Consider the following 12,633-nt stretch of genomic DNA (forward strand, 5'->3'; position numbering starts at 1 on the left):
GGCTCCACGGGTCAATGTGTGCCGCCACGCACGGGATCGGCGTTGGCGTCGGCGGCGGGAGAGGCAGCCGCCATCGCCGCGCGCAGCTCGCGCGCCTTGATGCCGATCTGCCAGTAATACATGGATCGCGCCACGGCGTAGTCCAGTCCGGTCTTGCCGTCCAGGAACCCCAGGCGCACGATGTAGCAGTGCACGAAGGCCGCCGCGGCCTTGAAGGGCATGGCGGCGAAGATGCGCTTCATGGCGGAACGCAGGCCGATATTGGCCTCGCGCGGATCGTTCAGCAGCCCCTTGACGCGCAGGCTGGCCTCCCAGTCGGAGTATTTGTTGTGCTTGTCGAAGTAGTGGAACAAGCCGTCGTGGTCATGGTGCGCCATGCGGTGCTTGAGCAGGAACACCGGCCCGGTGACCTGCGGCTGGTAGTGACCCTCGACTTCCCACATATTGGCGACGTCCAGGTCGTTGTAGTCCAGGAAGCGCGAGCGTGCGCGCGGCAGCAGCACCAGCTTGTACACGCGATGGCCGTGGCGCAGCAGCTTGCCGCAGAAAACGTAGTCGAAGCCGACGAAGGCGCCGCCCGCGCCCTGGGCGAAGCGCGGCAGGCAGTCGTTGATTTCGCGTGCCAGCGCCGGGCTCATGACTTCGTCGGCGTCCACGTAGAGCACCACGTCGTGGGAGAAGGGCAGGTTGTCCAGGCACCATTGCTTCTTCTTCGGATACCGCCGGTTCCATTCGAACTGCACCACGCGCGCGCCCAGGGCGGTGGCCATCTCGACGGTCCGGTCGGTACTGTGCGAATCGACGACGAAGACTTCGTCGAAATCGCTCAGTGCCCGCAGGCATTTTTCGATGTTCCGTTCCTCGTTCTTGGTCATGACGATCACGGATACTGGTACACGGGTCATGTGCGCGCTCCTACGCGGTCCAGGGCCTGCTTGCGCAGCAGGGGCTGGAAGAGGTCGGCCACATTGCGGCAGTGGCGTTCCAGGGAAAAGTCCGCGGCCCGCTGGGGACCGAGGTCGGAAAGATGCTCACGGCGCGAGCCGTCGTCGGCCAGCGACTGGATGGCGCGCGCCACGGCGGCCGCGTCGCCGACGGGGACGAGTTCGCCGAACTTGCCGTCCTCCAGGATTTCGGCGGGTCCCGACGGGCAGTCGGTCGCGACCACGGGTATGCCCAGGCACAGGGCTTCCACCAGCACGATGCCGAAGCTTTCGCGCTCCGAGACCGAAAGGAAGATATCCGCGCTGGCCAGCATGGGGAAAGGATTGTCGACGTGGCCGACCAGGCGCACCGGACTGCCGGGCTGCCGCGCGGCGATCTGTGCCTCGAATTCGCCGCGCTGGGGCCCTTCGCCGATGATGGTGAAGACGATGCCCGGATCGTTGAGCAGGCAGGCCGCGTCGATCAGCGTCTGGAATCCCTTGTTGCGGACCAGGCGGCCCACCGACACGACGTGCAGCTTGCCGTCGCGCGGCAGCGTCTGGCCGGGCGCGCGGGCCTGTGCGCGCACTTCGTCGAGGGGGATGCCGTTGTAGATGTGCCGGCATTTGTCGCGCAGCGAGGGGACCATGGCGATCAGGTCGCGCGCGACGCCCCGCGAGACACCCACCACGTCGTCATGGGCTCCGTAGCAGCTGCGCAAGAGCGCGCGCTTCAGTCCCCCCAGGCTGGTGGAGCGGTAGTGCGCGGACGGGCTGTTGTGCTCGAAGGCGACCGTGCGGAAGCTGCCGGACATCAGCGTGCGCGCGGCGGCGACCAGGATGTTGCAGATCAGGCCATGCGAACAGACGACCGCGGGCCGTTCGCGGCGGATGGTGGCGATCAGCCGCGCCAGGCTCCAGGGCGCGGAAATCTGCATGGCCCGGTTGCCGAGCTTGCGGGCGATGCCGCGCGTGACGTTGGCCTTGCTGGGACTGAACTCGTGCTCGATCTCCCGCATGCAGAACAGCGATGTGGTGAAACCGTGCTTGGGCAGGTCTTCCAGCATGAAGTAGACGCATCGGCCGACGCCACCGCGATGCAGGTCCGGAACGACGAAGAGAATATCAACCATGGTGCGGCAACCTCGGGTAGGCAGTTTTTCCAGGCGCTTGCCCCGGAATGATCGGGCGCGGGGTGCGTTGACGCGGTCCCGCGGGCGGAACAGGCCCGGCCGGCGCGACGGGCCGCGCGGCCGCCACCTCGTAGGGCGACAGTGCCGGACGGTAGTTGCGCAACAAGGACAGGCAGTAGGTCAGGAGAAAACCCGTCAGGGCGGTCTTGGGCGCGTAGGCCAGTCCGCCGGAAAGGGAGTCGATGAAGATGTATATCGGAACGCAGGCGATCAGGTAGCGCCGATGCATGTCCAGCCCGGCGTTGCCGTTGCGCCGCCCCAGCGAGAGCAGCATCAGGAGCAGCGGCGGCCCCATGATGGCGAAGGTGCCCACCAGCCCGAACTTCATCAGGTAGAAGGCCCAGGAGTTATGCGCGAACGTGCCCAGCTCGAACCCGTCTTCGCCCATGACCCAGTACCGGTAGCCGGCCCCGTGGCCGAACAGGGGCTCTTCGCGGAACTGATCCATCTGCCCCTCGTATTCCTGTACGCGGGCCCCGTAGCTGGAGTCGTCGTCCAGGGCCTCGACCGTCAGTACCCGGCTCGCCAGCACATCGAGATAGCCGATGGCGTAGAACACCAGCAATCCGGCGACGATGGCGGGCGCGAAGATCACGGTGACCCGCCGCAATGCGCCGACCTTGCCGCCGAGCGCCACGGCGATGCCCACCGTGACGGCAAGCTGCAGGTACTGGCTGCGATTCAGCGAAAACACCAGCGCCATGAACATGAACATGATCAGGAAATACGCGGTGCGCGATTTCAGGCCGAGCACTTCCCGGAAGTAAAGAATGGACGTGATGGACATGGGCAGGGCCCAGATGCCCAGGTTGACGTCGCGTACCGGATCCACGGTGCTGAACCCTAGCGCTACCTTGATGATCATCAGGGCCGATACGGTCAGGCCGGCGGCCACGATGGTCCATTGCAGCTTGCGATAGGCTTCCGGGCCGTCGATATCCCGATAGCAGAGATAAGGGGTTATCAGGAAATAGACGACGATGCGCATGTCGCGCAACATATCGCCGACCTCGATGCCCGGCGGCGGCGGTGCCATGTAGATCAGGTAGGCCCAGGCCAGCAGGTTCAGCCCCATCAGCAGCGTGATGGGCGCGGAAGGCAGCTGATAGGCGTCCGGATCGGCCAGCCTGACGAACTTGACGGCAAGGATGGCCAGGAAGATCAGATCGAAGAGCGACAGCTTGAAGCCGCCTACGGCGATGACCAGCGACTCGTTGCTCAGCGCAAGTGCGCTGAACACGAAGGCGCACAGCAGGGGGACGGTCGAATAGTGATTCTGGACGTGACGCATGGCGGCCTCTTAGTGAGCATTCCAGTCGTCGCGACCGGCTACCTTGTGCAGCAGCTTGTCGAACAGATAATCCAGATCGCCCTGGCGCGCATGCGCCGCGACCTTGGCCGCCCGGCACGACAGGCCGAATAGCGGACCCAGGCCGTTTTCGGTGGCGCGGATGTCGCCGACGATCTGCTCGCGCTCGCGCTCCAGGACATCCTGCAGCAGGGCGGTCTTGGTTTCCTCGTGCGCCGTATAGACGCCCATGGCCGTGGGGACGATGACGTTGGGTCCGTCATGCAGCAGGCGGCTCCACAGCTCCAGATCCATGCAATAGCGCATTTCCTCTTTCAGCAGGCCGTGGTGCTCCAGGCTGTCGCGGCGGAACAGCGCGACCTGGTTGGGGATGGACGCGCGTATGACGGTCAGCTTGGCGCGCGTCAGGGGAATGTAGTAGACCTGGCGGAAGATGCGGTTGTCGGCATCGGCGATGTAGAGGTGGCCGTTGACGATGGGCGGACGACGCTTGGCGGCAGCCCGGCCCAGCTTGACCAGCGCGCCGGCGCAGTACAGGTCGTCGGAGTTCTGCCAGCCGACGTAATCGCCGGTTGCCATGGCGAAGCCTTTGTTGATGGCATGCGATTGTCCGCGGTCCTTCTTGCTCTCCCAATAGGCCAGGTGCGATTCGTACTTGCGGATGATGTCCACGCTGCCGTCGGTCGAGCCGCCGTCCATGATGATGTATTCCAGCCGCGGGTAGCCCTGGTTCAGCACGGACAGGATGGTGCGTTCCAGAAAGCGGGCCTGGTTGTACGACGGCGTGACGATGGTGATCTTCGGCAGGCTGTCGGCGTCCGCCGGCGGCGGGGGCACCTGCAGGCGGCTGACGAAGTCAACCAGGTCACGGGTGGCTTTCAAATGGCGCTTGCGCATCAAAGACCTCAGCATGGGCGTGAAACTATCGTGTTGCGGTACGGGCTGGAACGAAGGGCGGCGGGCGCGACTGGCGCAGTGCGAGGTAGATGCCGTAGAGCGTCGTCACCGAATACGCGATGCGCGCCCAGCCCGCGGCGATCTCGCCCACAGGCGCCACCAGCAGGAACAGCACGCAGACCATGCTGACCCCGGCCAGGCCGTTCAGTACGGCCACCGCGCGGCTGTTGCCCATGCCCAGCAGCGAGAAATGGGCAACGACATTCAGGGAGAGCAGGCCCGCGGCGACGATCAGCAGCCTGAAAGTCGCGAGGTGGCCGGGTGTATAGGCATGGCCGAGCATCAGGGAAAGGGCGGGCCCGCTGATCGCCAGGGCAAGCGCGGTACCGAACAGGGACAACGCCAGGTTGACCGCCATCAGGCGGCGCACTTCTTTCGAGACCGCGCGCTCGCCATCGGCGCCGGCGGCGAGATGGCTGATGCGCGGCATGGTCTTCTGGAATATGGCCACCGAGGCGGTATGGATCATTTGTCCGACCTGGGCGCCAACGGTATAGATGGCCAGGGTGGCCGGACCCAGCAGCGATCCCACCAGGATGCGGTCGACCGAGCCGAAGGCGACGGCGCTCAGGCTGTTGAACCAGGACCACCGCGAAAATCGGAAGGCCGCGCCCATTGCCCGGCGATCCAGCAGCGGCCGCACGAAGTAATGGCCTTCGCGACGGGCAAACAGATGCATCTTGACCAGCCCCGTCGCGAGCAGGCCGCACGCCTGCGTCAGGCTGGCCAGCGTGGGGGAACCGGTCAGCATCGCCACGCTGCAGGTCACCGTGTAGGCGGTAAGGCGGCCGCCGACTTCGCACAGGGCCGTGGTCGCGAATGCTTCGCGGCCCTTCAGGCAACCGGTGAACAACTGGTCGAACTGCTGGCTCAGGTATACGGCAAGGGCTGGCAGCGCCAGGGTCGACACCGCGATGCCGCCGAAAGTGGCATCGGGCCATAGCCAGGACACGCCACCCCAGGCCAGCAGCGCCAGCGCCACCACGAAGATAAGGGCGCAGCCGACCAGCGAGAAGCTGACCCCGGCTCCGCGCATGGCGCCGCCCCGCTCGTGCAGGCGTTCGGAAACCAGCTTGGTGCCGGTCACCGCTGCCCCCAGGTTGGCGACGTTGCCGAAGCCCGCCAGCGCCATGATCATGGCGAACTGCCCGAAGCCCACCGTGCCGAGCTGGCGCAGCAGGACGGGCGTGGCGGCCAGGGCGATGAGCGGCCCCAGTCCGTATTCCATCAAGCCCCAGAACGAGGCGTTCCCGGAGATGTATTTCCTGACGAGCGCACGCATGAGCGCGATTCCCCCGTATCGGTTGCGCGAGCCCGCTGGAGCGGACCCGGTTCTAGGCAAGCGGCAGCGCCTGCCGGGCGGCATGGCGCAGGTAGTCGTGATAGGTGGACTCGATGCCTTGGCGCAGCCCCATTTCCGGGCGCCAGCCCAGGGCCTGGATGCGGCTGACGTCGAGCAGCTTGCGCGGCGTGCCGTCCGGCTTGCCGGTGTCGTACACCAGTTCCCCGTGATAGCCCACCACCTGCGCGACCATGGCGGCGAGCTCGGCGATCGATACGTCGCTGCCCACGCCGACGTTGTATACCCCCTCGGCACGGTCGGACTCCGCCAGCATCACGCAGGCGCGCGCCAGGTCATCCACGTGGAGGAATTCGCGCCGCGGCTTGCCGGTGCCCCAGATGGTGACCGTGGGCGACCCCTGTTCGCGCGCTTCGTGGAACTTGCGGATCAGCGCGGGCAGCACGTGACTGTTTTCCAGGTCGTAGTTGTCGTTCGGCCCGTACAGGTTCGTCGGCATGGCGCACAGGTAACGGGCGCCGTACTGGCGGTTGTAGGCCTCGCACAGTTTCAGCCCGGCAATCTTGGCGATCGCATACGCCTCGTTGGTCGGCTCCAGCGGGCCGGTCAGCAACACCTCCTCGCGCATGGGTTGCGGTGCCAGCTTGGGATAGATGCAGGACGACCCCAGGAACAGCAGGCGGCGCACTCCGGCGGCGTGCGCGGCCCGGATGACATTGCATTCCATCATCAGGTTGCGGTACAGGAAGTCCACCGGATGGTTCTGGTTGGCCAGGATCCCGCCCACCTTCGCGGCGGCAAGGTAGACCGTATCCACGCGCTGCGTGCAGAAAAAACGGTTGACCTGGTTCTGGTTCTCCAGATCCAGTTCGCTGTGCAGGCGGGTGACGATGTTCCGATAGCCGCGCTGGCGCAGCTCCCGTTCGATGGCCGAGCCCACCATGCCGCGATGGCCCGCCACGAATACGTATTGATCCAGGTCAGCCATGGCGCTATTCCTTGTAGGCGTAGACTTCGTAGCCGTTCTGTTCGACCAGGGCGTCGCGCTGCGCTTCCTTCAGGTCGTTGGCGATCATTTCCTTGACCAGGCCTTCGAAGCTGGTGCGCGGCGTCCATCCCAGCTTTTCCCTTGCCTTCGTCGGATCCCCCAGCAGCGTTTCCACCTCCGTCGGGCGGAAGTAGCGCGGATCCACGCGCACGATGACCTGGCCCGGCTTCACCGCCTCATAGGCGGGGCTCAGCAGAACGGTGGCGGTCTCGTTGACGCCTTCGCCTTCCCAGGCCAGCAGCAGCCCCAGTTCGCGCGCGGCGATATTGATGAAATCGCGCACGCTGTACTGCATGCCGGTCGCGATGACGTAGTCCTCCGGTTTGTCCTGCTGCAGCATCAGCCATTGCATTTCCACGTAGTCGCGCGCGTGTCCCCAATCGCGCAGCGCGGACAGGTTGCCCAGGTACAGGCAGTCCTCCAGCCCTAGCGCGATGCGCGCCAGCGCGCGGGTGATCTTGCGGGTGACGAAGGTTTCCCCGCGCCGCGGCGATTCGTGGTTGAAGAGGATGCCGTTGCACGCGTACATGCCGTAGGCTTCGCGGTAGTTCACGCAGATCCAGTAGGCGTACAGCTTGGCGACCGCGTAGGGGCTGCGAGGATAGAAGGGCGTGGTTTCCCGCTGGGGGACTTCCTGCACCATGCCGTAGAGCTCGGAGGTCGACGCCTGGTACAGCCGGGTGCGGTCTTCCATCTTCAGGATGCGCATCGCTTCCAGCAGGCGCAGCGTGCCCAGGCCATCGGCATTGGCGGTGTATTCGGGTTCCTCGAACGAGACGCCGACGTGGCTTTGCGCGGCCAGGTTGTAGATCTCGTCCGGCTGCACGGCCTGCACGATGCGGATCAGACTGCAGGCGTCCGTCATGTCGCCATGGTGCAGCACGAAGTTGCGCGGGCTGGTGTGAGGATCCTGGTACAGGTGATCGATGCGGGCGGTATTGAAAAGCGAGGCGCGGCGCTTGATGCCGTGCACCTCATAGCCTTTGCCCAGGAGAAACTCGGCGAGATATGCGCCGTCCTGGCCGGTGATTCCCGTAATCAGTGCCCGTTTTGGCATGGCTGTGTCCTTAAGGCTGAGATGTGCAAGAAGATTACTGACGTAGTGCTAGCCGGGGTATCGGCCGGAAGGTCTAAGGCAGCCTGCCCGTGCCGCCCCATGGGGGGAAGGCCCGGGCAGGCCGGCGGTCCGCGGGGCTCAGACGCGGCCGTACATGTCCTCGAAACGCACGATGTCGTCCTCGCCCAGGTAGGCGCCCGACTGCACCTCGATGAGTTCGAGGGGGATCTTTCCGGGGTTCTCCAGGCAGTGCACTTCGCCCAGGGGGATATACGTGGACTGGTTCTCGGTCAGCAGGAAAGTCCGGTCGCCGTTGTGGATGCGCGCGGTGCCGGAGACCACCACCCAGTGTTCCGCACGATGATGATGCATTTGTGACGACAGGCGCGCGCCCGGCTTTACCGTGATGCGCTTGATCTGGTAGCGCGGGCCCTGCCCGATGGAGTCGTAGGAGCCCCATGGGCGCCTGACTTCGCGGTGATGCTCCATTTCGCTGCGGTGCTGGGCGCGGAAGGTTTCTACCACGCGTTTGACATCCTGCGTGTGGTCCTTGTGCACCACCAGCACGGCATCGGCGGTTTCTATGACGACGATGTTGTCCAGCCCTATCGTCGCCACCAGCCGGTTGGTCGCGTGCACCAGGCAGTTGCGCGATCCCTCTATCAGCACGTCACCCGAGGTCGAGTTGCCGTCCGGGCACTTGGCGGCAATGTCCCATACGGCGTCCCAGGCACCGACGTCGCTCCAGCCGGCATCCAGCGGCACGGCTACCGCGCTGTCGGTGCGCTCCATGACCGCGTAGTCGATCGAATCGCTCGGGCAGGTGGCGAAGGCCGCCGCATCCAGCCGGAAGGCCGCGTCATCGCCGGCGCCGGCGCGCACGGCGCCGCGTACCGCATCCAGCATGGCCGGGGCCAGGCGCTCCAGCTCGTGCAGGAACACCGACGCGCGGAACGCGAACATGCCGCTGTTCCAGTAGTAGCCGCCGTCGCGCAGGAATTGGGCCGCGCGTTCGGCGTTCGGTTTTTCGACGAAGGCCTGGACGCGGTGCCACGGGCCGTCCGATGCTTCCGTGCGCAGATAGCCGTAGCCCGTCAGCGGGGCGGTCGGCCGTACGCCGAAGGTGACCAGGGCGCCATCGCTGGCCGCCTCGTGCGCCACGCGGAAAGCGTCGCGCAGCGCTTCGCCTTCCTCCATGACGTGATCGGATGGCACGACGAGCATGACCGGATCGTCGCCGTCGCGCATGGCGCGCAGCGCCGCCGCCGCGATGGCGGGCGCGGTATTGCGCGCGCAGGGTTCCAGCAGCAGTTCCGGCTGGATGCCATCCAGCTCCTGCAGCTGCTCGGCCGCGATAAAGCGGTGGGCGTCGTTGCAGACCAGCAGCGGCCGGCGCGCGCCGGCGTTGGCGGCCAGCCTCATGACGGTGTTCTGCAGCAGGCTGCGCTCGCCGGTCAGGCGGATGAACTGCTTGGGCAGCAGCTCGCGCGACAGCGGCCAAAGCCGCGAACCGGATCCGCCGCAGAGGATGACGGGGCGAAACTCGGGATAGGGTCCAGTCATGGATGTTGCTCCGTGAAGTAGGCCTTCGTGTAGGGATGCACTTGCGCGTCGGCCGCGGCATCCTCGGGGGTGTCCCAGCGGTAGCCCAGGTGCTGGCTGGCAGGGAGTGCCGACGCCAACGGACCGGCCGGCAATTGCGTCTGATATGCCAGCACCACGTAATGGGTGGGCATCCCGGGTTCGCCGGCGAAATTGATGTCGTAGAAGTGTTCGTACACGCCGCGCAGGCGCCAGTGCGCCGGCGGCAGGGTCATGCCGAGTTCCTCGCCGGCCAGGCGCTCCAGCGCCTGCGCCAGCGCTTCGCCCTTGCGGATGCGTCCACCCGGTACGAACCACCGCCCCTGGGCCGGCGGGTTGCCGCGCAGGCCCAGCAGATAGCGTCCCCGCTGGTCCCGCACCAACAGGTCGATGGAGACCAGCGGCAGCATGTCGACCGCGGCGCGGAAGCGCTCGGTGCTGAGCCTGCCCGCGGCGGTCCGCGCCTGTCGGTCAGTAGACATTTTTCCCGGTCCAGCCAGACACGGCGGTCTTGGCGATGATGCGCAGGTCCATCAGGAAGGTCCAGTTCTGTATGTAGTACAGATCGAACTCCACGCGGCTGCGCATCTTGTTGATGGTGTCGGTCTGGCCGCGATAGCCGTTCACCTGCGCCCATCCGGTGATGCCGGGCTTGACGCGATGGCGCATCATGTAGCGCGCTACCACATCCTTGTACTGTTCGTTGTGTTCCAGCGCGTGCGGCCGCGGTCCGACCACGGACATCTCGCCGCGCAGCACATTGATGAACTGCGGCAGCTCGTCCAGGCTGGTGCGGCGCAGGAATGCCCCGATGGGAGTCACGCGCGCATCGCCGCGCGTGGCCTGTGTGACCGTGCCATGCGTTTCCTGGTGCACGGTCATGCTGCGGAACTTGTAGACGTTGAATACCTTGCCGTCCACGCCCAGACGTTTCTGCGTGAAGAGCACGGGTCCGCGCGACGTCAGCTTGATCAGTATGGCGATGGAAAGCAGTACCGGCGACAGGGCCACCAGCACGCAGGACGCGAACACGCGATCGAATATCTCCTTGGCCAGGCCGCGGATGCCGGCGGCGGGCAGGCTGTTCAGCTCGATCGCGGGCACGCCCAGGAACTCGTCCACGCGGTGTCCCAGCAGCCGGACCGACATGACGTCCGGGATCCATCGCACGTCGATGCAATCGTGGCGCAGGTGGTAGATCGCTTCGCGTACCAGCTGGCTGGATTCGACCGGCAGCGCGATCCACACTTCGCGTACCTCGTGCTGGCGGATAAAGCCAGATAGTTCGTTAAGGGTTTCGATGCGATGCACGCGCGCCGGAACGTGTTCCCTGGTATTGACGTAGATGCCGACGATCTCGTAGCCCGTGCTGCGCGCGGCGGAGGCACGTCGCCACAGGTCGTGGCCCAGCGTACCGAAGCCGATCATGGCGACGCGTTTGCGGTCCATGCCGCGGTCGCGTGCCTCGCGCAGGATGCTGTGCACCACCAGCCGCAGCCCCACAAGTCCGGCCGCGGTACCGCCGTACCACACCAGCGCCCACATGCGCGATATCGCGCCGGCCTGGTGATTCACGAAGCTGATCAGAATCCCGAGCGCGAACACTACCGTCCACGCGGCGAAGCTGCGTATCGATAGGTCGAACAGGCTGCGGCCGCGCCACGAGCTGTATAGACGGAATGCGGGAAACAGCGCGATGGTGCCGAAGCTGCACAGGTACACCAGCATCGCGTGTATGGGCGCGACGTCCGGTCCCTGGCGTACGTCCAGCCAGGCGGTTGCGGCCAGTCCGACGGCCGCCACCACCGCGGCATCCGTCAATCGAAACAGCAGGCTCGTATCGGCAAGCCGGCCCGATACATTCACCGACGAGGTGTCCATGACGTGCTCCCAGGGCGATTTCATCGGCGCGGCCGGCGAAGTGCGCGGCGCATATGACGACCGAAAAATCATAGGGACGAGTCATGCCGGTCGAAACGTCCAAAGGGCTTATGCGAAGTATTAGGCCGTCAGCCCAATGTGCGGCACCGCGGAAATCGCGTGGAATGTCGCAACCCGTTACGCGGCCGTAGTACCGGGAAACAGTAGGCCCTGACAGGCCATCAACCGTGGAAAGCCAATGAACACGATCCTTCGCACGCTATGCCGGGGCGGCCTGATGGTCGCGCTGCTCTCGCTGTTGGGCGCTTGCGCATTCGCGCCAGGCATGCGCTACAAGCCCGACTTCCTGGTCGATCCCAACGATCCCAACTCGCGTGTGGAGGTCAAGGCCATCACGCCTCAACTGGCGATGGAGCAGACTCGGGCGCGGGATCAGCCCGTCGGCGATAACGTTCGTAAACTTATCGGCACGCCTAAACCGTACGTGATCGGACCGGGCGACATCCTTTCGATCGTAGTCTGGGACCATCCGGAACTAGTGCTTCCGACCCAGACCTACAGCATCGGGACGGGGCCGACCGAACTTACCTTCGGCGACACGGGAGCCGGTATTCCGGGCTACCCGGTCTCTTCGGATGGCTACATTCAGTTCCCCTACGTAGGCCTTGTGAAGGTAGCCGGGTTGACCGAGGCACAGGTCCGCAGCGGCCTCATACGGGGATCGGCCAACTATATTCAGGATCCTCAAATCACAGTGCGCGTGCTAGGTTATCGCAGCAAACGCGTATTCGTGGAAGGCGAAGTGAAGACGCCTGGTCCGCTGCCGATTACCGATGTGCCGATGACCCTGCCGCAGGCCATCAACACGGCCGGCGGGGTGCTTGCCACGGCGGACCGCAGCCGCGTTTACGTGACGCGTAACGGTCAGACGACACGCGTGGATTTGCCGTTGCTTCAGCAGGCGGGTATCGACCCGACATCCATCCTGCTGCAATCCAACGACATTGTCCGGGTCGTGCCGCGCGACGAGAACAAGGTCTATGTGATGGGAGAAGTGACGGTGCCTCAGGCACTGACGATGCGCGACGGTGTGCTTACGCTCGGCGATGCGCTGGGCGAGACCTCCGGTCCGAGCCAATTGACCAGTGAGCCCGCGGACATCTATGTCGTCCGTTCCCTGCCCAACGCCACACCGGAGGTATTTCGTCTGGACAGCGCATCTCCCCAGGCCATGGCGGTAGCTCAGAAGTTCCCGCTGGAATCGAAGGACGTCGTTTTCGTCGATGCGGGCAACCTGGTGCGGTGGAATCGCTTTATCTCGCTCTTGTTCCCCAGCGCGCAGACGGTCCAGACCGTGGACGCCGTCCGCAAACAGTAACCCCCT

11 protein-coding genes are annotated in these 12,633 nt (G+C 65.3%); 1 reads left to right on the forward strand and 10 read right to left on the reverse strand.

From position 1 onward, the window contains the following. Nucleotides 1-11: 11 nt before the first annotated feature. The 10 genes from CAL28_RS08695 to CAL28_RS08740 all read right to left on the reverse strand — a co-directional run bounded on the left by CAL28_RS08695 (nucleotide 12) and on the right by CAL28_RS08740 (nucleotide 11,249). Nucleotides 12-905 carry a glycosyltransferase family 2 protein gene (locus CAL28_RS08695; RefSeq protein WP_094841028.1) on the reverse strand — a complete coding sequence of 298 codons (894 nt, stop codon included), beginning with the start codon at nucleotides 903-905 and terminating at the stop codon, nucleotides 12-14. After that, nucleotides 902-2,056 carry a glycosyltransferase gene (locus CAL28_RS08700; RefSeq protein WP_094841029.1) on the reverse strand — a complete coding sequence of 385 codons (1,155 nt, stop codon included), beginning with the start codon at nucleotides 2,054-2,056 and terminating at the stop codon, nucleotides 902-904. The genes CAL28_RS08695 and CAL28_RS08700 overlap by 4 nt, the downstream gene beginning before the upstream one ends. Then, a complete protein-coding gene (locus CAL28_RS08705; protein ID WP_094841030.1) occupies nucleotides 2,049-3,407 on the reverse strand; it encodes an O-antigen ligase family protein in 1,359 nt (452 codons plus the stop codon). Before CAL28_RS08705 ends, CAL28_RS08700 begins: the two co-directional genes overlap by 8 nt. Before the next feature lie 9 nt (nucleotides 3,408-3,416). Continuing rightward, nucleotides 3,417-4,337: a glycosyltransferase family 2 protein gene (locus tag CAL28_RS08710; RefSeq protein ID WP_254926056.1), complete on the reverse strand. Its 921-nt coding sequence runs from the start codon at nucleotides 4,335-4,337 to the stop codon at nucleotides 3,417-3,419. A 10-nt stretch (nucleotides 4,338-4,347) separates the two neighbouring features. Beyond that, nucleotides 4,348-5,664 carry a lipopolysaccharide biosynthesis protein gene (locus CAL28_RS08715; RefSeq protein WP_094841032.1) on the reverse strand — a complete coding sequence of 439 codons (1,317 nt, stop codon included), beginning with the start codon at nucleotides 5,662-5,664 and terminating at the stop codon, nucleotides 4,348-4,350. Between the two features lie 52 nt (nucleotides 5,665-5,716). Further along, nucleotides 5,717-6,670: a GDP-L-fucose synthase gene (fcl, locus tag CAL28_RS08720; protein ID WP_094841033.1), complete on the reverse strand. Its 954-nt coding sequence runs from the start codon at nucleotides 6,668-6,670 to the stop codon at nucleotides 5,717-5,719. Nucleotides 6,671-6,674: 4 nt separating this feature from the next. Continuing rightward, a complete protein-coding gene (gene gmd, locus CAL28_RS08725; RefSeq protein ID WP_094841034.1) occupies nucleotides 6,675-7,787 on the reverse strand; it encodes a GDP-mannose 4,6-dehydratase in 1,113 nt (370 codons plus the stop codon). Nucleotides 7,788-7,925: 138 nt separating this feature from the next. Further along, a complete protein-coding gene (locus CAL28_RS08730) occupies nucleotides 7,926-9,350 on the reverse strand; it encodes a mannose-1-phosphate guanylyltransferase/mannose-6-phosphate isomerase (RefSeq protein WP_094841035.1) in 1,425 nt (474 codons plus the stop codon). Next, entirely contained in the window at nucleotides 9,347-9,850 is a 504-nt protein-coding gene (locus CAL28_RS08735) for a GDP-mannose mannosyl hydrolase (RefSeq protein ID WP_141218156.1), read from the reverse strand. Before CAL28_RS08735 ends, CAL28_RS08730 begins: the two co-directional genes overlap by 4 nt. Next, nucleotides 9,840-11,249: an undecaprenyl-phosphate glucose phosphotransferase gene (locus tag CAL28_RS08740; RefSeq protein ID WP_094844498.1), complete on the reverse strand. Its 1,410-nt coding sequence runs from the start codon at nucleotides 11,247-11,249 to the stop codon at nucleotides 9,840-9,842. The genes CAL28_RS08735 and CAL28_RS08740 overlap by 11 nt, the downstream gene beginning before the upstream one ends. A gap of 238 nt (nucleotides 11,250-11,487) precedes the next feature. Between CAL28_RS08740 and CAL28_RS08745 the strand changes: the two genes are divergently transcribed. Further along, entirely contained in the window at nucleotides 11,488-12,627 is a 1,140-nt protein-coding gene (locus CAL28_RS08745) for a polysaccharide biosynthesis/export family protein (protein ID WP_217906556.1), read from the forward strand. Nucleotides 12,628-12,633 lie beyond the last annotated feature (6 nt).

Origin of the sequence: Bordetella genomosp. 11, assembly GCF_002261215.1 — a bacterium.
Lineage (GTDB): Bacteria > Pseudomonadota > Gammaproteobacteria > Burkholderiales > Burkholderiaceae_B > Bordetella_C.

What these genes read in the sequence shown, in the direction of transcription:
- CAL28_RS08695 (WP_094841028.1), bottom strand. Translation starts at nt 905, where the DNA reads ATGACCCGTGTACCAGTATCCGTGATCGTCATGACCAAGAACGAGGAA.
- CAL28_RS08700 (WP_094841029.1), bottom strand. Translation starts at nt 2,056, where the DNA reads ATGGTTGATATTCTCTTCGTCGTTCCGGACCTGCATCGCGGTGGCGTC.
- CAL28_RS08705 (WP_094841030.1), bottom strand. Translation starts at nt 3,407, where the DNA reads ATGCGTCACGTCCAGAATCACTATTCGACCGTCCCCCTGCTGTGCGCC.
- CAL28_RS08710 (WP_254926056.1), bottom strand. Translation starts at nt 4,337, where the DNA reads ATGCTGAGGTCTTTGATGCGCAAGCGCCATTTGAAAGCCACCCGTGAC.
- CAL28_RS08715 (WP_094841032.1), bottom strand. Translation starts at nt 5,664, where the DNA reads ATGCGTGCGCTCGTCAGGAAATACATCTCCGGGAACGCCTCGTTCTGG.
- fcl (WP_094841033.1), bottom strand. Translation starts at nt 6,670, where the DNA reads ATGGCTGACCTGGATCAATACGTATTCGTGGCGGGCCATCGCGGCATG.
- gmd (WP_094841034.1), bottom strand. Translation starts at nt 7,787, where the DNA reads ATGCCAAAACGGGCACTGATTACGGGAATCACCGGCCAGGACGGCGCA.
- CAL28_RS08730 (WP_094841035.1), bottom strand. Translation starts at nt 9,350, where the DNA reads ATGACTGGACCCTATCCCGAGTTTCGCCCCGTCATCCTCTGCGGCGGA.
- CAL28_RS08735 (WP_141218156.1), bottom strand. Translation starts at nt 9,850, where the DNA reads ATGTCTACTGACCGACAGGCGCGGACCGCCGCGGGCAGGCTCAGCACC.
- CAL28_RS08740 (WP_094844498.1), bottom strand. Translation starts at nt 11,249, where the DNA reads ATGGACACCTCGTCGGTGAATGTATCGGGCCGGCTTGCCGATACGAGC.
- CAL28_RS08745 (WP_217906556.1), top strand. Translation starts at nt 11,488, where the DNA reads ATGAACACGATCCTTCGCACGCTATGCCGGGGCGGCCTGATGGTCGCG.